Below are 17069 nucleotides of genomic sequence, written 5' to 3' on the forward strand. Positions count from 1 at the left end.
CGTCCGGGTCCGGACCGCTGCGGATCAGACTCCCGCGACCGACTGGATCCAGTCGCGGTACTGGGTGATGTTGATGTAGGCGGTGTAGGACTGGCGGTCGCTGGTGGAGGCGACGCCGACCTGCTTGCCGTTGGCGTACATCGGGCCGCCCGAGTCGCCGCCGGCGGTGATGCCGTCGCCGCGGTTGGCGCACACCGAGACGCCGGCCGCGCCGTCCGGGCAGTCGACCGAGGTGACCTGGACGTTCGCCACCTTCAGGACCTGCGACTGGCAGTTGATCTCCGGCTGGTCGGTGCAGGTCGCGCCCCAGCCGTAGACCTGCGCGGTGTCGCCGACGTTGACGTCGCCCGCGGTGCCGAGCGGCGCGTACTCGGTCTGGACCTTCTGGTCGATCTGGACCAGCGAGATGTCGGCGTCGGGGGAGTCGTGCACCGAAGTCGCGGACACCTCGGTGCCCTGCGTCTGGTCGAGGCTGCCGACGTGGAAGGTGATCTGCTTGCCGCCGGCGCCCTGCGTGCAGTGCCGGGCGGTGAGGATCCAGTCGGGCGCGATGATCGTGGCCGAGCAGAGTTCCTGGCCGCCGGCGAACATCCGGGCCGCGGCGTGCAGGGAGTCGGCGGTGCTGCCGTCGATGATGGCGGGCTGGGCGGGAGCGGCGGTGGCCGGGGCCGCGGCGGCGACGGCGGCGAAGGCCAGGCCGGACAGGACTGCGGCGGTACGCGCGATACGCACTGGTGATCATCTCCGGTGGGTACGGGGAGGGGTGGTCAGGTACTGACCCACCGTCGTGAATGTCGGTAAATGACGGAACCCGCCGAAGGTCGGGCTGACTCAGTTCCCGACTTTCGGCGTAGGTCAAGCGGCGCAGCCCCCGCCGGAGCGGTGCGGAGGCGGACTGTGAGCGCGGTCACCGTGCCCCGGGGGCCAGAATGGTGTCGGGTGGACGAGCGGGCGCGACGGGCCCCGCCTGGACAGGGAGTGCAGCACGCGGATGGAAGCCGGCTCACAGGGATCGGCACGGCTGAAGTCGTCGTACCGCTACGACGACCTCGACGTGCTCACGCTGCTGCTGGCGGGGGAACTCGACGCCGGCACCGCGCTGGTGGTGGTGCGGGCGGTGACGTTCGCGCTGGCCAAACGCCCGATGGCGCTGGTGCTGGACCTGACCGGGCTGACCGAGCTGAGCGACGCGGGCGTGCACGTCCTGCGGGCCGCGCAGGACCGCGCGGCCGCCGAGGGCGTCGTGCTGCGGCTGCTCGCGCACCCCTCCGGCGCGGCGGGGCGCCGGCTCGCCGAAACCGGGATGACCGGGGTGTTCGACATCTACCCCGACCGCACGGCGGTGCGCGTCGAGACCGACCGGATCGCGTTCCTGCGCCGGATGAAACGGCGGCTCGACGCGGGCTGAGCCGGTCCGGATCCGCGCGGGACGGGGCCGCCCCGCGCCGCCGAGGTGGCCCGAGCGGGTGAACTTCGGGGATTTTTTCTCGAGTGGTCCGGACCAGTGCGGGGATGTTGCGAGTTCACGCCAGCAGCGCTTCGGCGAGTCCCTGCTCCTGGATCGAGTCCCGCAGTTTCGCCAGCGCGCGACACTGCGTCACCCGGACGTTGCCCGGCGACATCCCGAGCGCCTTCGCCGTTTCGGCCGACGTCAGGCCGACGACGACGCGCAGCGTCAGGATTTCCTGTTGCAGCTTCGGCATCCCGGCCATCAGCCTGCCCAGCGACGCGCCCAGGTCGGCGGTCAGCGTGTGCGATTCGGGACCCTCGCCGAGATCCGGGTTCTCCGGGACGTCGGACACCGGCCGCGAGCGGTCGCGCGACACCGCGCGGAACGCGTCGGCCACCTTGTTCGCCGCGATCGCGCGGACCAGGTGCAGGAACGATCCGCCGCGGTCCTCGTAGCCCGGCACCGCCTGCAGGACCGCGATGCACACTTCCTGCGCGACGTCGTCGGCCGACAGGTACGACAGGTCGCGTCCGCCGATGCGGGCGCGGCAGTAGCGCGCGATCACCGGTTTGAGCAGCGCCAGCAGTTCCGGAGCCGCGCCGGGGACCTGGTCGCGGGCCGCGCGGACCACGGTTTCCAGGCGTTCGGCCAGCCCGGACGGGCGCGGCAGCGCGGACAGCGGGACATAGCCTTCGACCGGTTCGGGCGCGGTGGCGGTGGGCATAGAGGTCGTTCCTTTCGTACGGGCGGCCGCGGTGGTCTCGCCCGCTCGGTCCGGGAATCGGGCGCCCGGGCGCGGATGTTGCGCCCGGGCAGGTGTTGTCCAGCTTCTGTCCGTTGCGCGGCAACGGAATTCGCGCGGACCTGGACAGATCTTGGACAGGTTGCGGCCGCCGGTAGCGCGTCCCGGCGCGGCGGCGATCCCGGTGCGGTCGGAGAAATCCCGATCGGGAAGGGGAAGCGCGATGATCACGCACTGACCGGAGCCGCGGGCCCGGCCGGCCGGCTCAGCCGGCCGGGCTCCACCGGATCCCGTAGGCGAAGCCGGGCGCGAGCCGGTCGAAGCGCAGGTGCACCTCGCCCGAGCCGTCCGGGGCCACCACGTCGCCGCGTGCGCCCAGATCGCGTGCGTCGTCCTGGAACACGCGGTCCAGCCGCACGATTTCGGACGGCGGCGCGGCCGGGAAGCGCACGTGCAGGTCGAATCGGTCGACCGGATGCCGCGGCACGCACACGTAGTGCGGATGCCGGAATTCCGCGCGGAACCGCAGCGCGAGGTCGTGGGTGTCCCCGCGCGGCAGCGGTTTGGCCAGCCGCAGCGCCAGTCCGACCCGGTCGCTGGACTCCATCGCGCGGCGGACCAGCGTTCCGCCGTGGAAGACGTCGACGTCGAGATCGCTTTCGCGCACCGGCCCGGCGGCCGAGGACGTGGTGGTGAGGGTCAGCGCGAGGTCGAGTTCGGCGACCTCGTCGGCGTCGGCGACGATCCGGCGGAACTCGAACACCTCGGGCCGTTCCTGGTCCAGCGCAAGGGAGACGCGCAGCAGTTCGGTGTGCCAGCTGCCGTCGGGCGCGGGCCGTCCGCCGCCCTCGCGCGGGCCGGCGAGCGCGAGGTGCGCGACGTGCTCGATGCCCTCGTCGATGCGCCGCCGGATCGTGCGGTCGTCGCGGTCCAGTTCGCGCGCGGCCCAGTGCACCCGCTCCTGGTAGAACGGCTTGCGCGCCGGCTCGTGCATCGCGAACGCGGCGAGCACGGCGATCCGGAGGTCGTCCGGGAGCGTCTTGGCCAGCGGCTCCAGCACGTGCGCGAGCCGGTCGCGGATCTCGACGTTTTCCGCGTTGTCGGGAATCCCGCAGACCTCGCGCAGGACCGGGCCGACCCGAATCCCGAGCGGGGTGGTGAATACGCCGCGCCCCTTGCGGAGCACTTTCAATTCCGCGACCAAGTCCGCCGCGTTCGGTTCCACCCGTTCCTCCCTCGCGTCTCCCCGCCCGCAGCCACTGTTCCCAATGCGGCCGCCGATGTCCAGCCTTGCCCGGGACGGCGCACGGACTGTGACCGGAATGATTTCCCATTCCCGCGTCCGGCTGGCGCGGCCGGGTTTATCCGCGCGGGAAATTCGCTCGGATGGCTCCTTCCCGAAACGGCGGGTGACTGTTCCAGTTCCCGCCGGCGAACGGACGGCGGCCCGGTTTTCGATCTCGGGAGCGGTGTCCGCGGCGTACTGGGCCTGCTCCGCGGCGAATGACTTTCGCCGCGGTCCCGGCCGTCCGGGGCAATGCGAGTCCGTTGCCTCGCTGTTCCCCGTTCACGCGATTAAGGCGGAAACGGGAAACTCCTTCCCCGATTGCCGCGCGCTCCCGCATTCTCGGCACAAGCCGCTGACCAGGCGGGCGGAAATCCCCGGAAGGAGCTCGTCGTGAAGGTCGTCTGTTCGTTTTCCCTGCTGGTGCGCGCCGGGTTGTGGCTCGCCGGGGTCGCGCTCGTGTCCGGACTCGCGCTCGGCCATCCGGGCGGGCCCGCCCCGGTCGCGCCGCCGGCGCCGGCGCGGACCGCGCAGTGACGAAACCGCGGTCCGGCGTCTGCCGGATCGTCATACTGGGAGCGAGAAGAGGGTGGAGGCGGATGACAGCGCGCGCGACGTTCGGGGCGGAACTGCGGCGGCTGCGCACTTCGGCCGGGCTTTCGCTCACCGAACTGGCCGGACGGGTGCACTACAGCAAGGGGTACCTGAGCAAAGTCGAAACCGGCCTTGCCGCCCCGAATTCCGCACTCGCGGCATTGTGTGAATCCGAATTCGGCACTCCTGGGGCCCTTACTGCACTGGTTCCCGCGGAATCCGGAAAACGCCGGACCCGGCCGGACGTCCGCCCGTCCGGCCTCCCGCCGGTGACTTCCGAGTTCACCGGCCGCGATTCCGAATCCCAGGCCGTCCGCGGGATTCTCGAGTCCGACGGCGGCGTCTGCGTCATTTCGGGGATGGGCGGGACGGGCAAGACGGCGCTGGCGGTGCGGTGCGCGTACCGGCTCGAAGCGTCCTTCGCCGACGGAAGCCTCTTTGTCGACCTGCGCGGCACCTCCGACGAACCGGTCACGCCCGCCGACGCGCACGACCGTCTGCTGCGGATCCTGGAGGTCCCCGCCGAACGGATCCCCGCCGATCCCGACGACCGCGCGGCGCTCTTCCGCACGTGCCTGCGCGGCCGGAGTTTCCTGCTGGTGCTGGACAACGCGGGCAGCACCGGGCAAGTGCGCCCGCTGCTGCCCGCCGAACCCAAATGCCGGGTCGTGATCACCAGCCGTTCGCGGCTGCCCGCGTTGGACGAAGCCGAGCACGTGCCGCTCGGCGTCCTCCCGTCCGCTTCCGCCGCTGCCCTGGTCGCTGCGCTGACCGGCGCGTCCCCCGACGCCGCCCTGCGCATCGCCGACCGCTGCGGCCGCCTCCCGCTCGCCATCCGGATCGCCGCGGCCCGCCTGCGCGCGCACCCGGCGTGGGACGTCGCGGAACTGGAGCGCCGCCTGGCCGACGAGACCCGCCGCCTGAGCGAACTCGACGACGGCGAACGAAGCCTGGCCGCCGCCTTCCGGTTGTCCGTCCGCCAATTGGAGCAACCGGAGGCGCGGCTGTTCGGCCAGCTCGCCCTCCATCCCGGCCCGGACTTCGACGTCACCGCCGCGCAGGCGCTGGGCTCGCTCGATGCGCTGGAGGCCGAACGCCTGCTGGACCGCCTGCACCAGGCGTACCTGCTCACGCAGCCGGAACTGGGCCGGTACGGTTTTCACGACCTGGTAAGGGTTTTCGCCGCTTCCGGCGGGACGGACGCCGCCGCCTTCCGCCGCCTGGCCGATTTCTCCGTCGCCGCCGCGGAACGTGCCGACCGCATGCTGAGCGGCCCGCGGTACCGCCCGGAGGTGACCTATCCGGCGGGGTTGCCAGAGGTCGAATTCCCGGATCAGGACCGCGCGATGGCTTGGTTCCGCGCGGAATGGCCGAACCTGGTCGCACTCTGCCGCCGGACGGTCGCGTCCGAACGATGCTGGCAGCTGGCGTACTTCCTGCGCGGATTCTTCTACCTGACCAAACTGTGGGACCCGTGGATCGCGACGCACCGCTGGGCACGCGCCGCCGCCGAGGCCGTCGGCAACCGCTGGGCCGCCGCGACGACCACCGCGAACCTGGGCATCGCCTACGTCGACCGCGGCGATCTGGACGAGGCGTCCCGGTGTTACCGGCAAGCCCTGCGGGAGTACCGGGAAATCGGCGACCGCCACGGCGAAGCGACCGCCCTGGCGCATTCCGCCTGGGCGGACCATTACCGAGGCAACCACGAACAAGCCCTCCGCGATCTGCGCGCCGCGGCCGACTTCTACGACCTGACCGGCAACCGCCGCAGCGGCGCCATCACGACGCGGGGGATCGCGCTGGTCCTGACCGCCTTGGGACGCTCCGCGGAAGCCGCCCGGCTGGTCGAGGAAACCTTGTCGGTGTTCGAGGAATTGGGGCTGGAACTGGACGTCGTGATGGGCTTGAACTGCCTCGGCTGGGCGAGATTCCGCGCCGGGGACCACGCTGGGGCGGAATCGGCTTACCGGGAAGCCGCGGCCCGCGCGGAAGCCTGCGGAAGCACGCACGAGACGGCACGGGCTTACCTGGGATTGGGGAATGTGGCTGCGGCGCAGGGGGTCGGCGGGGAGGCTTCGTGGTGGGAACGGGCCGAGGCGGCACATCCGGACCTGGACCCGGTGACGGTGGGGGAGGCGGCCGCTCGGGCTGAGTTTCGGGGAGGGTCTTGCCCTGCTTGGTGATCCGCGGGGTGTCTTCTCTCGGATGGGCTGAGATTCGTGCGCTGATCTGACGTTGGGCGAGCCCCCTAACGGGTGCTTGCACCGGGATGACACCTAGAACATCGCAGCGACCGAACTGTCCTGGCTGGGGACGGCGAGGTGGCGCTGGCGAGAAGGGTCGCTGCGGGGTCAGCGTGGACTCCGGCTCAGCGCGAACCTCTGATGTTCTGGCCTGTGCCCAAAGGCTAGCGCCCCGCCGCCCGGGGCCGGGTGTGCCAGGCCTGGGGGCTGATGGTTTTGGCGGCAGGGTCGGCGCGGACAGCGGGCGAAGATGTCGCGCGCGACCGTGAAGCGTGGGGGCCTGGGTGCCGAGGGCTGGTGTCCGGATTCCTGTGGCTGGGTGTTCGACCCCGCGGATTCGGCGGTGGGCTGACGTGGGCGGAAGCGACGGTCTCGTCCGGTCGTGAAGTGTGCGGTCCGTTGCGGGGATGCGCGGCGCATCGGCAGGACAGCGACCGCAGCAGTTGCTCGCCGTCCACCAGACTGGGCAGTTCGCTCCGGCGAGCGAACTCCCGCGCGGGAGTGTGCCCGGGGTCTCTGCCCGCGGTGGCCGGGCTTTCGGGGCGGGTGGCGGCGTGTTGGGATGGGCGGATGGGATCGTCGCCCGAGCCGGTTGAGCAGTTGCCTCGCGTGGCGGGGTTCCGGGCGCTCATGTTCGCTTTGCCGCCGGTCGGGCGGAGGTGGTCGGCGGGGTTGCGGGCCGCGGCGGCGGTGGCGGTGCCCGGGGTGGCGCTGGTGCTGGCGGGGGCTTCGGCCTCGGCGTTGTTTGTCACGCTCGGGACGTTCGCGGTCCTGTACGGCGAGGGGCGGCCGTACCGGGTTCGGGCGGGCGTCGTGGCGACTGCGGGTGCCGGGTTGCTCGCGGCGGCTGCGTTGGGGGCTTCGGTGGGGACCGTGGTTCCGCCGGGTCCGGTGTCGGTGCTGGTGGTTTCGGTGGTCGCGGTGCTGGCGACATACGTCGTCGACGCGTTGCGGCTCGGGCCTCCCGGGCCGTTGTTCTTCGCGCTCGTTTGTGCGGGTGCGCAGGCGGCGGTCGAGGCGGGGGCGCGGCCGTGGGTGGTGCTCGGGTGCGCTGCGGCGGGGGTCGGGTCGTCGGTGGTGGTGTCGATGGCCGGGGTGCTGGCTGATCGGACGAAGCCGGAGCGGGCGGCCGTCGAGCGGGCGGTTCGGGCGGTGGACGCGTTTGTCTCCGCCGAGCGGAAGACGGCGGAGACTCGGCACGCGGCGGGTGCCGCGGTGTCGGCGGCGTGGACTGCGCTGCATGACGCGGGCCATCCGCGGCGGGGCACGCGACCGGATCTGGTGGAGACGTTGCTCGCCGCGCACCGGCGATTTGCTGATGCGTCGCCGGGGGAGGCCGTCGAACTGCCGCCGGGGAAGTTGCCGTTGCCGCGGCCGAACATCGGGTACCGGCTGCGGCGGGCGGTTCCGTTGCGTTCTCATGCCGCGTTGACGGCGTTGCGGGTGGGTGCCGGTTGCGTGGTCGCTGGGGAACTGGCAGTGGCAGTCGGGTTTGGACGGCCGCATTGGGCGGTGCTCAGCGCGCTCGTGGTGCTGCAGCAGGGATTGGACCGGCGGCGGACGAATGTCCGTGCGCTGCACCGGTTCGCGGGGACCGCGGCTGGGCTCGTGCTGTTCGGATTGGTGATGATGCTCGCGCCGTCCGGGGTGGTGCTGATCTTGATCCTGGCGGTGCTGCAGTTCTGCGTGGAGCTGGTGGTGCCGAGGAATTACGCGGTGGCGACGGTCGTCATCACGCCGCTCGCCCTGCTGTCCGCCGGGGTGGCGAGCCAGCCCGGCCCGGTGTGGCCCGCGGTGGCGGACCGTTTCGCGCAGACGGCGATCGGGGTTGTCGTGGCCGTGGCGGTGCAGTACGCGGTGGCGCCGCGGGCGCATCGGAAGACGTTGGACTGGACCGGGTCACGCGTTCGCGCCGCCGCGCGTGCGGTGCTGGCCGGCGCGCCGATCCCGCGGGCGGCGGCGCGGCGGGACCTGCAGTTCGAACTGGAAGGCGCGACCCGGGCCGGGGTGGATTCGGTGCACAACGAGCCCGGCTGGGCTGCCGAGCGATGGCCCGCCCACGCGGCCCTGGTCCATGACGGTTACGACCTGCTCCAGGCCTGCTGGTCCGCACCGGACGGCCAGCTGCGGGACGTGGCACGGTGGGAGCGCGCGTTCGGCCGGTGAGACCCGGGTGTCTGCTCGGTTCGGATCGCGGTGCGTGGTGGCGCGGTGGATGCCCCGGCGGGAGTTTCTGGACGTGCCGCTGCTCGGCGTGGGGTCCGGTGGGTGCCGCTCGTGCCGGGTGTGGATGCCCGGCGAATGTGCTGGGCGCGGGTGCGTGGGCACGCTCCGCGTGCGAGAGCGGGTGTTTGGGGGCACCTGGTGGTTGGCTGGCACCGGGCGTGGTCGAGTGGGTGGATGTGCCGATGTTCGGTGCGGGCCGGGTGGGTGTCGCTCGTGCTGGAGGTGGGTGCCATGCCGCGCACCGAATGCTCGGCGCGAGGCATGGTGAATGTGCCGATGCTTGGCACGGGTCTCGGTGAACGGGCTTGGGGCTGGGTGCCCGGTGAATGGGCTGGTTCTCGGCGCGGGTGCGCGGTGGATGGGCAGGCGCGTGGCGAGGGTGCCTGGTGGTGGGCTGGTGCTGGGTGCGGGTGCGCGGTGGATGGGCAGGCGCGTGGTGAGGGCACCTGATGGTGGGCTGGTGCTGGGCGCAGGTGCGTGGTGGGTGGGCACGCTCCGCGGGGGGCGGGTGCTTGGCGAGGGCACCTGGTGGTGGGGTGGCGCTGGGAGCGGGTGCGTGGGCACGCTCCGCGTGCGAGAGCAGGTGTGGTGAAGGTGCCAGGTGGTCGGCTGGCACCGGGCGCGGTCGCGTGGGTGGATGTGCCGATGTTCGGCGCGGGCCTGGTGGATGCCGCTCGTGCTGGAGGTGGGTGCCATGCCGCGCACCGAATGCTCGGCGCGAGGCATGGCGAATGGGCAGGTGCTTGGCGCGGGTCTCGGTGGATGGGCTGGTGTTGGGCACAGGGTGGATGGGCTGGCATTCAGCGGGCTCGGTCGATGCGCTGGTGCGGGTCCCATGTGGATGCGCTGGTGCTCGGCGAGAGACCGATCGGAGCTATCCGCCGTGCTGCGATTGGGGCGGGGCCAGCCGGTCGTTGCGTGCGAGGCTGATTGCTGGCCGGAGATTCGCGGAGGCTCGGCCAACTTCGATGAGGCTTGCCGACATGCGGCCGAACCCCCGAGGGCGAGGCCGCAGCCCTCGCGCGGTGTTGCTTGCGAAGGCCACGGCTGGTGCGACTCACCGAGGCGCGGCGGGTCGCGATCCCGCCGTCGTCCGGCTGTCGGACATCCGCCTCGGGGCGAGTGGCTCGGGGTCCGGCCGTGACCGAGCGTCGGGCCATCGACTGCGGACTCCGAGCCGCCAGCATCGTTCCGGAACGGGCCTGCCCGGCCGGTTACCGGGGGCGTAAGGCTGCTTCGACCTCCTCCTGATCCGTTTCGCCGGGCGTGATCGTCAGCGGGCCTGCGATGTCCAGCAGCCCGGGATGCCGGACGGTCCAGCTCAGCACCGGCAGCGAGTCCTTCGTCAGGTCGTGCGCGGACGTCACGGTGACGCCGGGCGTCGGGCCGCACGTGACGAGGTCTGCGGACGGGCCTCGGCCGTCGGTGGAGCAGAGGGCGGCTCGGCCGTCGGCGGAGAGGGCCAGCAGGGCTGGGGTGCCGTCGGCGGTGGCGGCTGGCAGGACGTGGTCGTAGTCGGCCATGCGGCGCAGGACCAGGCGGTGCACGCGGCGGCCGCGGATGCTGGTCATCGGTGCGGTGTAGGAGCGGGCGACGGCGTCTAGCCGGGCTGAGTCCATGAGGGTCAGGCCTCCTCCGGGAGTGCCGGGCGGGGTGCGCGGACGAACCAGGCGCCGGCCACCGCGAGCACTCCGATGCAGCCGGCGACGATGAACGCCGTCTGGAGGCCGTCCGCGTCGGGGCTGACCGCGGCGTGTTCGGCGCTGGTGAGCGTCGCGACGCTGACGAACACCGCGGTGCCCAGTGCGCCGGCAACCTGCTGGAGCGTCGAAAGGATCGCGCTGCCGTGCGAATAGAGATGGTCGGGCAGCACCGCGAGCGATTCGGTCATCAGCGGCGTCATCATCAGGCCGAGGCCGGCCATCAGGACGATGTGGATGCCGATCACCGCGATCAGCGGGGAATCCGGGCCCAGCAACGAGAACAGCCACAGCGAGACTGTCATCGCGAGCGCGCCGGGCAGCACCAGCGGGCGCGCGCCGACCCGGTCGAACAGGGCGCCGACCGGACGGCCGAGCAGGCCCAGCACCAACCCGCCGGGCAGGACGGCCAGGCCGCTGACGAACGTGGACTTGTGCAGGACGGTCTGCAGGTACAGCGGCAGCAGGATCGCGCCGGCGCCGATCAGGCACATGAACAGCACCGCACTCAGCCCCAGCGCGACGACGAAACTGCGGTGGGTGAACGGCCGCAGGTCGAGCAGGGCGCGGTCGCGTCGCTGCAGGCGGAGCTGCCGCCAGCCGAACACCGCCAGCGAAACCACGCCGACGACGATCGGCAGCCACGGCGGCATCAGCGCGGTTTCAGCGGATTCGCCCGCGGACGACAGGCCGTACAGGACTCCGCCGAAACCGACGGCGGACAGGATGACCGACAGGACGTCGAGCGGAACCGCGCGGGTTTCGCTGTCGATCCGCAGCCGCAGCATCCCCGTCACCAGCGCGGCCAGCGACAGCGGCAGCACGATGAAGAACATCCACCGCCAGCCGAGCGACGACAGCACCGCGCCGCCGATCGTCGGGCCGATCGCGGGCGCGACCGCGATGACGATGCTGATCGTGCCCATCGTCGCGCCGCGGCGTTCGGCGGGCACGAGCCGCATGACGGTGGTCATCAGCAGCGGGATCATCACCGCGGTGCCGCACGCCTGCACGACCCGGCCCGCCATCAGCAGGCCGAAGCCCGGCGCGATGCCGCACAGCAGCGTGCCGAGGCTGAACGACGCGAGCGAGAAGACGAACACCTGCCGCGGCGTGAACCGTTCGAGCAGGAACCCCGTCGTCGGGATCACCACCGCCATGGTCAGCAGGAAGCCGCTGGTGAGCCACTGGATCGTGGTGGTCGGCACGCGGAGGTCGACCGTCAGGTCGCGCAGCGCGATGCTCAGGATGGTCTCGTTGAGGATCATCACGAACGCCGACAGCACGAGCACGCCGATCAGCAGCCCCGGCTTGGCGGGCGGGCGGGCCGGGGCCTCGACGGCGGGGGAGGAGACGCCGCTCATGCGCGCACCTCGCTAGCGGAGACCAAGACGAAGTCAGGGGTCGCGAGGCGGGCGGCACGAGCGGAACGTGCGTCGGCCGACGGACGGCTGGGGAACGTCGGACGGCTGCCGGGGAAAGCTCTGCGCGCGGCTTCACCGGCCGCAGCGGACGGGGTCGGGGACTGCTGGATTTTCACCTCGCCAGGATACGGAGCAGCACCGACAAAACCGGCGTCGTTTTCCTCCGGCGGCCCGCGCCGGCGGAGGAAACAGCGCGCCGGGAAGCCGGGAAAAAAGCCGCTCGACCAGCAGGTGGCCGCTAGCGGCAGGAAAAATAAGCAAACGAGAAATCTCCTGCGCGCCCAGGGGCGACGGGAGCCGAAGCCGGCGGGCGCTCCACTGTGGAGCGGGGCACCGGGCCCAGGGCCGCCAGACTCACGGATTCATCGCCAGCACCAGGAATCCCGCCAGCAACACCAGATGCACCCCGCCCTGAAGCCGCGTCGCCCGTCCCGGCACCACCGTCAGCACACTGACCACCACGGTGAGCGCCAGCAGCACGATGTGCGTCGGCCCGAGACCGAGCAGCAACGGCCCCTTCAACCACACCGACGCGAGCGCGATGACCGGAATCGTCAGGCCGATGCTGGCGATCGCGGACCCGTACGCGAGGTTGAGGCTGATCTGCATCCGGTCGCGCCGTGCCGCGCGGACCGCGGCGAGCGTTTCCGGAGCCAGGATCAGCAGGGCGATCACCACGCCCACGAAGGACTGCGGAAGCCCGGCCGCGCGCACGCCGGCCTCGATCGCCGGGGACTCGACCTTCGCCAGGCCCACGACGGTGACCAGCGCGATCAGCAGCAGAACGAGGCTCACCAAAGTCTTCTGCGCGCTCGGCGGTTCCGCGTGCTCCTCCTCGCGGGTCTCGCCGTCGGCGCCGACGGGAAGGAAGAAATCGCGGTGGCGGACGGTCTGCGTCATCACGAAAGTGGCGTAGAGAATCAGGGACGCACCGGCCGCGAAAGCCAGCTGTGGCGCGGAAAACGCCGGGCCGGGCGTGCTCGCGGTGAAGGTCGGCAGCACGAGGCTCAGCGTCGCCAGCGTGCCGACGGTCGCCAGCGCCGCGCCGCTGCCTTCGGGATGGAACCGCGTCTCCCCGTACCGGCGCGCGCCCACGAGAAGCGAAAGCCCGACGATGCCGTTGGTGGTGATCATCACCGCGGCGAACACCGTGTCGCGCGCCAGGGTGTCGGCCTTCTCGCCGCCGGAAGCCATCATCGTGACGATCAGCGCGACTTCGATCACCGTCACCGCGACCGCGAGCACCAGCGAGCCGTACGGTTCGCCGACCCGGTGCGCGACGACCTCGGCGTGGTGCACCGCGGCGAGAACCGTGCCCGCGAGCGCGATCGCCACCAGTGCGACCGGCACCGGACCCAGCGTGCGTCCCCAGGTGAGCGCCAGCAGGACCAGGGCGACCAACGGGAGCAAAGTGGTCCAGGACAACAGATAACCGCGGACGCTCGCCATGCGCACACCCTGGCATATCGGACCCGCGGTCGCCGGGGATCCGGTCCGCGCGGGGGAGTGTCGCGTCCGAAATGGACACTGCCCGTCGCCCGAAAAGGGGAGAAATTCACTCGTTCGGCGTAGCGAAGGCAGGGTTCCGCAGGTCGGCGGCGGGGTACGCGGCGGCGCACAGGGGAGGTCGGCGCGAAAGGAGCCGGAGATGACCCGCGAAATGAGGATGGCCGACCGCGCGATGCCGGCAGGCGGCGACGGCGCGGAGTACGCGTTCTGGCGCGAGCACACGCACATCAACCTGAGCCCGGTGGCCGCACCGTCGATCCTGGGACTCGCCGGGTTCGCGGTGTCCACGTTCATGGTGGCGGCCAATATGGCCGGCTGGTTCGGCGACAGCACGACGACGCCCCTGCTGCTCGCTCCGTTCGCCTTCGCTTTCGGCGGCGTCGCGCAGTTCCTCGCCGGGATGTGGTCGTACCGGGCCCGCGACGCGCTCGCCACGGTCATCCACGGGGCGTGGGGCGCGTTCTGGATCGGCTTCGGCGTCTACCAGCTGTTCGTCGGCCTCGGCGGCTTGCCCTCGACGACGGCGAGCCCGGTCGCGGCGGCCGCGATCGGCTTCTGGTTCATCGGCCTCGCGGCCATCACCTGGACCGGCGCGCTCGCCGCGCTGGCCGAAAGCCTCGTGCTCTGCGCGCTGCTCGCGGTCCTCGCTGCCGGGGCGACGCTGCTGGCGATCGGCCTGATCGGCGACATCGGCGTCGTGCGCACCATCGCCGCGTACTTCCTCCTCGCGTCCGCGGTGCTGGCCTGGTACGCGTGCAGCGCGATGGTGCTCGAAGCGGCGCACCACCGGGTGGTCCTGCCGATGGGCCTGCGCGCTCCGCGGCCCGCCCGGACCACGACGGTGCCGTTGCACCAAGCGATCCAGTTCGACCACGGCGAACCGGGAATCAAGGCCGGGCAGTAGCCCCGGCGAGGAGGTGACCACGGAATGAAGATGGGCATGGCGCTCACCGCGTTCACGCCGAGCGACCGGAAGCTGCGGGAGAGCAGGCTGCCGCTCGCCGCCGAGTTCCTGGCCGGGGCGTGGCTGGTGATCGCGGCGTTCGCGTACAGCTACTCGTTCACGCTGTCCGCGACGGCCGGCTTCTGGAACAGCCTGGCGTGCGGGATCGCCGTGGCGGCGGTCGCGCTGGTCCGGTTCGGCCTGCCGGACCGGGCGCGCTGGCTGGGGCTGGTCAACGTCGCGATCGGGTTCTGGCTCATCGCCGCGCCGTTCGCGTTCGGCTACCCGGTCGACGGGCATCGCGACGCGATCCGCACGAATTCGCTGATCGTCGGCGTGCTGCTGGCGATTTTCTCGGTGATCTCGGTGACCGTCGCGTACCGCAGGCACACCGGCGAATTCCGGGAGTGACGGGAGCGCGGAGGAATGTACTGGCCGGTGCTGGCGGTGCTCGCGATCGGCGTGCTCGCCTTGGGCAGCGCGGGACTGCGTGCGCGCAAGGCGGCGCCGCCGGCCCGGAAGGAGACGCTCGCCGGCGCCTGGCTGGTGGCCGCGTCGGGCGTGGTGTGGTGGGCGTCCGAGCCGGCCGCCGGGGCGGTGTTCCTGGTGGTCGGCGCGGCCGTCGTGTTCGGTGCGGCGCTGCCGGGCGGGCAGCTGCCGTTCCCGCCGGGATAGCGGGAAAGCCGGGGTTTGCCGCGGGCCGCGGCCGGTTACCCGCCCCGGGTGAGGCCGGGCGGCCCTGGGCTGCCCGGCGATCGTCGGGTGCGCGGAGGTCGGTCATGACGCAGCTGAAGCCCCGGCCGGTGACGGTCGCCGCGCCGCCCCGCCGAGGCCGGAAAGGCTCGGTGCTGCTGAGCATCCTGCGCACCACCGACCACAAGAAGATCGGGCTGCTGTACCTCGGCAGCTCCTTCGCGTTCTTCCTCATCGGCGGCGCGATGGCCCTGCTGATGCGCGGCGAACTGGCCCAGCCGGGGCTGCAGTTCCTGTCGCAGGAGCAGTACAACCAGCTGTTCACCATGCACGGCACGATCATGCTGCTGCTGTACGCGACGCCGAATGTGTTCGGCTTCGCCAATTTCGTCCTGCCGTTGCAGATCGGCTCGCCGGACGTCGCGTTCCCCCGCCTGAACGCGTTTTCCTATTGGTTGTACCTTTTCGGCGGATTGATCGTGCTGAGCTCGTTCCTCACGCCCGCCGGCGCCCCGGATTTCGGCTGGACCGCCTACACGCCGTTGTCGGACGCCGTGCACAGCCCCGGCGTCGGCGGCGATCTGTGGATCATGGGCCTGATCGTGTCCGGTCTGGGCACCATTCTCGGCGCGGTCAACATGACCACGACGATCCTGTGCCTGCGCGCGCCGGGAATGACGATGTTCCGGATGCCGCTTTTCACCTGGAACATCTTCTTCACCGCGATTCTCGTGCTGCTCGCATTCCCGATCCTCACCGCGGCGCTGTTCGCGCTGGAGGCCGACCGGAGGCTCGGCGCGCACGTTTTCGATCCGGCCAACGGCGGCGCGATCCTCTGGCAGCACCTGTTCTGGTTCTTCGGCCATCCCGAGGTGTACATCGTCGCCCTGCCGTATTTCGGGATCGTCACCGAGATCATCCCGGTGTTCAGCCGGAAACCGCTCTACGGCTACCGGCTGATGGTGTTCGCGACGGTCGGCATCACCGGCCTGTCGGCGACCGTGTGGGCGCACCACATGTTCGCCACCGGCGCGGTCCTGCTGCCGTTCTTCTCGATCATGACCTTCCTCATCGCGGTCCCGACCGGGCTGAAGTTCTTCAACTGGATCGGCACCATGTGGAAGGGGACGCTGTCGTTCGAATCGCCGATGCTGTGGTCGGTCGGATTCCTCGTCACGTTCCTGCTCGGCGGCCTGACCGGCGTGCTGCTGGCCGCGCCCGCGCTGGACTTCCACATCACCGACACCTATTTCGTCGTCGCGCACTTCCACTACGTGCTGTTCGGCACGATCGTGTTCGCCACGTTCGCCGGCATCTACTTCTGGTTCCCGAAGATGACCGGCCGGATGCTCGACGAATCGCTCGCGAAATGGCATTTCTGGACGACGTTCATCGGCTTCCACACGACGTTCCTCGTCCAGCACTGGCTCGGCGCGGAAGGCATGCCGCGGCGGTACGCGGACTACCTCCGCAGCGACGGGTTCACCTTGCTGAACACGATTTCCACCATCGGTGCCTTCATTCTCGGCGCCTCGGTGCTGCCGTTCATCTGGAACGTGGTCAAGAGCTACCGCTACGGCGAAAAGGTCGAAGTGGACGACCCGTGGGGCTTCGGCGGCTCCCTGGAATGGGCGACGTCGAGCCCGCCGCCGCGGCACAATTTCACCGAACTGCCGCGGATCCGTTCCGAACGGCCCGCGTTCGAGCTGCACTATCCGGAAGTGGCGAAGCGGGCGCGGGAGGAGCAGTACGTCCATCGGCGGCGGGGCAAGGTGAAATCGGACGCCTGAGCAGGGCTGGAAGCCCTTGCCCAGCGCCCGCGGCCCGGCGGCGATCCGACCTGGGCGAGCGCGTGGCCGAGGAGCAGACGCCGACGGACCGCCCCGCGATCAGCCCTGCTGACGGCGGAATTCGTCCAGCACCCGGCGCTCCCGCTTCGTCGGACGGCCCGCGCCCCGCTCGCGGCGGGCCACCGGGATGGCCGCTTCCGGCGGCGGCTTCGGGGTCCGGTCGATGAGGCACGTGGCCGCGACGGCCGCGCCGACCCGTTTCTGGATCACCTGCACGACCTCGACCACGCGGGTCGTCGTCCCGATCCGGGCCCGGACCTCGTCGCCGGGCACCACCGAGGTGGCGGGTTTCGCCGGGCGGTCGTTCACGCGCACGTGCCCGCCGCGGCAGGCGGCCGCGGCGTCGGCGCGCGTCTTGGTCAGCCGGACCGCCCAGAGCCAGCGGTCGATCCGCGTCGATTCCATGG

General features: G+C 71.3%; 15 protein-coding genes. 8 read left to right on the forward strand and 7 right to left on the reverse strand.

The genetic code is table 11. From position 1 onward, the window contains the following. Positions 1–24: 24 nt before the first annotated feature. Positions 25–732 (reverse strand): trypsin-like serine protease, encoded by a 708-nt coding sequence (locus tag CU254_RS14240; protein ID WP_009076774.1) that lies wholly within the window; start codon positions 730–732, stop codon positions 25–27. Between the two features lie 259 nt (positions 733–991). Between CU254_RS14240 and CU254_RS14245 the strand changes: the two genes are divergently transcribed. Further along, complete coding sequence (locus CU254_RS14245; protein WP_009076775.1) at positions 992–1408, forward strand: STAS domain-containing protein; 417 nt, start codon at positions 992–994, stop codon at positions 1406–1408. Between the two features lie 115 nt (positions 1409–1523). On the opposite strand, the gene shbA is transcribed toward CU254_RS14245, so the two are convergent. Both shbA and CU254_RS14255 read right to left on the reverse strand, forming a co-directional pair. After that, on the reverse strand, positions 1524–2174 hold the full coding sequence (gene shbA / locus CU254_RS14250; RefSeq protein WP_037713622.1) for an RNA polymerase sigma factor ShbA: 651 nt from the start codon (positions 2172–2174) through the stop codon (positions 1524–1526). A gap of 283 nt (positions 2175–2457) precedes the next feature. Then, positions 2458–3417, reverse strand: a complete 960-nt coding sequence (locus CU254_RS14255) for a hypothetical protein (RefSeq protein ID WP_009076778.1) — start codon at positions 3415–3417, stop codon at positions 2458–2460. Positions 3418–3870: 453 nt separating this feature from the next. Here CU254_RS14255 and CU254_RS43005 point away from each other — a divergent pair, with 453 nt between their 5' ends. The 3 genes from CU254_RS43005 (at position 3871) to CU254_RS14265 (ending at position 8483) form a co-directional block, all read left to right on the forward strand. Next, positions 3871–4014, forward strand: a complete 144-nt coding sequence (locus CU254_RS43005; protein ID WP_158688025.1) for a hypothetical protein — start codon at positions 3871–3873, stop codon at positions 4012–4014. 62 nt (positions 4015–4076) lie between these two features. Then, a complete protein-coding gene (locus CU254_RS14260; RefSeq protein ID WP_050788178.1) occupies positions 4077–6257 on the forward strand; it encodes a tetratricopeptide repeat protein in 2181 nt (726 codons plus the stop codon). Between the two features lie 630 nt (positions 6258–6887). Continuing rightward, complete coding sequence (locus tag CU254_RS14265; RefSeq protein ID WP_037713624.1) at positions 6888–8483, forward strand: FUSC family protein; 1596 nt, start codon at positions 6888–6890, stop codon at positions 8481–8483. A gap of 1274 nt (positions 8484–9757) precedes the next feature. On the opposite strand, the gene CU254_RS14270 is transcribed toward CU254_RS14265, so the two are convergent. The 3 genes from CU254_RS14270 to CU254_RS14280 all read right to left on the reverse strand — a co-directional run bounded on the left by CU254_RS14270 (position 9758) and on the right by CU254_RS14280 (position 13116). Continuing rightward, positions 9758–10162, reverse strand: coding sequence for a hypothetical protein (locus CU254_RS14270; RefSeq protein WP_009076786.1), 405 nt, complete (start codon positions 10160–10162; stop codon positions 9758–9760). Positions 10163–10167: 5 nt separating this feature from the next. Then, complete coding sequence (locus CU254_RS14275) at positions 10168–11607, reverse strand: MDR family MFS transporter (RefSeq protein WP_009076788.1); 1440 nt, start codon at positions 11605–11607, stop codon at positions 10168–10170. Positions 11608–12021: 414 nt separating this feature from the next. Next, the gene (locus tag CU254_RS14280; RefSeq protein WP_037713628.1) at positions 12022–13116 is read right to left on the reverse strand and encodes a calcium:proton antiporter; all 1095 of its coding nucleotides are present in this window, start codon (positions 13114–13116) and stop codon (positions 12022–12024) included. A 199-nt stretch (positions 13117–13315) separates the two neighbouring features. Here CU254_RS14280 and CU254_RS14285 point away from each other — a divergent pair, with 199 nt between their 5' ends. The 4 genes from CU254_RS14285 to ctaD all read left to right on the forward strand — a co-directional run bounded on the left by CU254_RS14285 (position 13316) and on the right by ctaD (position 16602). After that, positions 13316–14080, forward strand: coding sequence for an acetate uptake transporter family protein (locus CU254_RS14285; RefSeq protein WP_100266787.1), 765 nt, complete (start codon positions 13316–13318; stop codon positions 14078–14080). Positions 14081–14104: 24 nt separating this feature from the next. Further along, entirely contained in the window at positions 14105–14530 is a 426-nt protein-coding gene (locus CU254_RS14290; protein ID WP_009076793.1) for an SPW repeat protein, read from the forward strand. Between the two features lie 15 nt (positions 14531–14545). Further along, the gene (locus CU254_RS14295; protein WP_009076795.1) at positions 14546–14794 is read left to right on the forward strand and encodes a hypothetical protein; all 249 of its coding nucleotides are present in this window, start codon (positions 14546–14548) and stop codon (positions 14792–14794) included. A gap of 104 nt (positions 14795–14898) precedes the next feature. After that, positions 14899–16602, forward strand: coding sequence for a cytochrome c oxidase subunit I (gene ctaD, locus CU254_RS14300; RefSeq protein WP_009076797.1), 1704 nt, complete (start codon positions 14899–14901; stop codon positions 16600–16602). Positions 16603–16701: 99 nt separating this feature from the next. On the opposite strand, the gene CU254_RS14305 is transcribed toward ctaD, so the two are convergent. Beyond that, positions 16702–17067, reverse strand: coding sequence for an RNA-binding S4 domain-containing protein (locus CU254_RS14305; RefSeq protein WP_009076800.1), 366 nt, complete (start codon positions 17065–17067; stop codon positions 16702–16704). Positions 17068–17069 lie beyond the last annotated feature (2 nt).

It is taken from the genome of Amycolatopsis sp. AA4 (assembly GCF_002796545.1).
GTDB lineage: Bacteria > Actinomycetota > Actinomycetes > Mycobacteriales > Pseudonocardiaceae > Amycolatopsis.

Excerpts from the sequence above, each read along its gene's own strand:
- CU254_RS14265 (WP_037713624.1), top strand. The coding sequence starts at position 6,888 with ATGGGATCGTCGCCCGAGCCGGTTGAGCAGTTGCCTCGCGTGGCGGGG.
- CU254_RS14275 (WP_009076788.1), bottom strand. The coding sequence starts at position 11,607 with ATGAGCGGCGTCTCCTCCCCCGCCGTCGAGGCCCCGGCCCGCCCGCCC.
- CU254_RS14270 (WP_009076786.1), bottom strand. The coding sequence starts at position 10,162 with ATGGACTCAGCCCGGCTAGACGCCGTCGCCCGCTCCTACACCGCACCG.
- CU254_RS14295 (WP_009076795.1), top strand. The coding sequence starts at position 14,546 with ATGTACTGGCCGGTGCTGGCGGTGCTCGCGATCGGCGTGCTCGCCTTG.
- CU254_RS14280 (WP_037713628.1), bottom strand. The coding sequence starts at position 13,116 with ATGGCGAGCGTCCGCGGTTATCTGTTGTCCTGGACCACTTTGCTCCCG.
- CU254_RS14260 (WP_050788178.1), top strand. The coding sequence starts at position 4,077 with ATGACAGCGCGCGCGACGTTCGGGGCGGAACTGCGGCGGCTGCGCACT.
- CU254_RS14290 (WP_009076793.1), top strand. The coding sequence starts at position 14,105 with ATGAAGATGGGCATGGCGCTCACCGCGTTCACGCCGAGCGACCGGAAG.
- CU254_RS14245 (WP_009076775.1), top strand. The coding sequence starts at position 992 with ATGGAAGCCGGCTCACAGGGATCGGCACGGCTGAAGTCGTCGTACCGC.
- CU254_RS14285 (WP_100266787.1), top strand. The coding sequence starts at position 13,316 with ATGACCCGCGAAATGAGGATGGCCGACCGCGCGATGCCGGCAGGCGGC.
- ctaD (WP_009076797.1), top strand. The coding sequence starts at position 14,899 with ATGACGCAGCTGAAGCCCCGGCCGGTGACGGTCGCCGCGCCGCCCCGC.
- CU254_RS14305 (WP_009076800.1), bottom strand. The coding sequence starts at position 17,067 with ATGGAATCGACGCGGATCGACCGCTGGCTCTGGGCGGTCCGGCTGACC.
- shbA (WP_037713622.1), bottom strand. The coding sequence starts at position 2,174 with ATGCCCACCGCCACCGCGCCCGAACCGGTCGAAGGCTATGTCCCGCTG.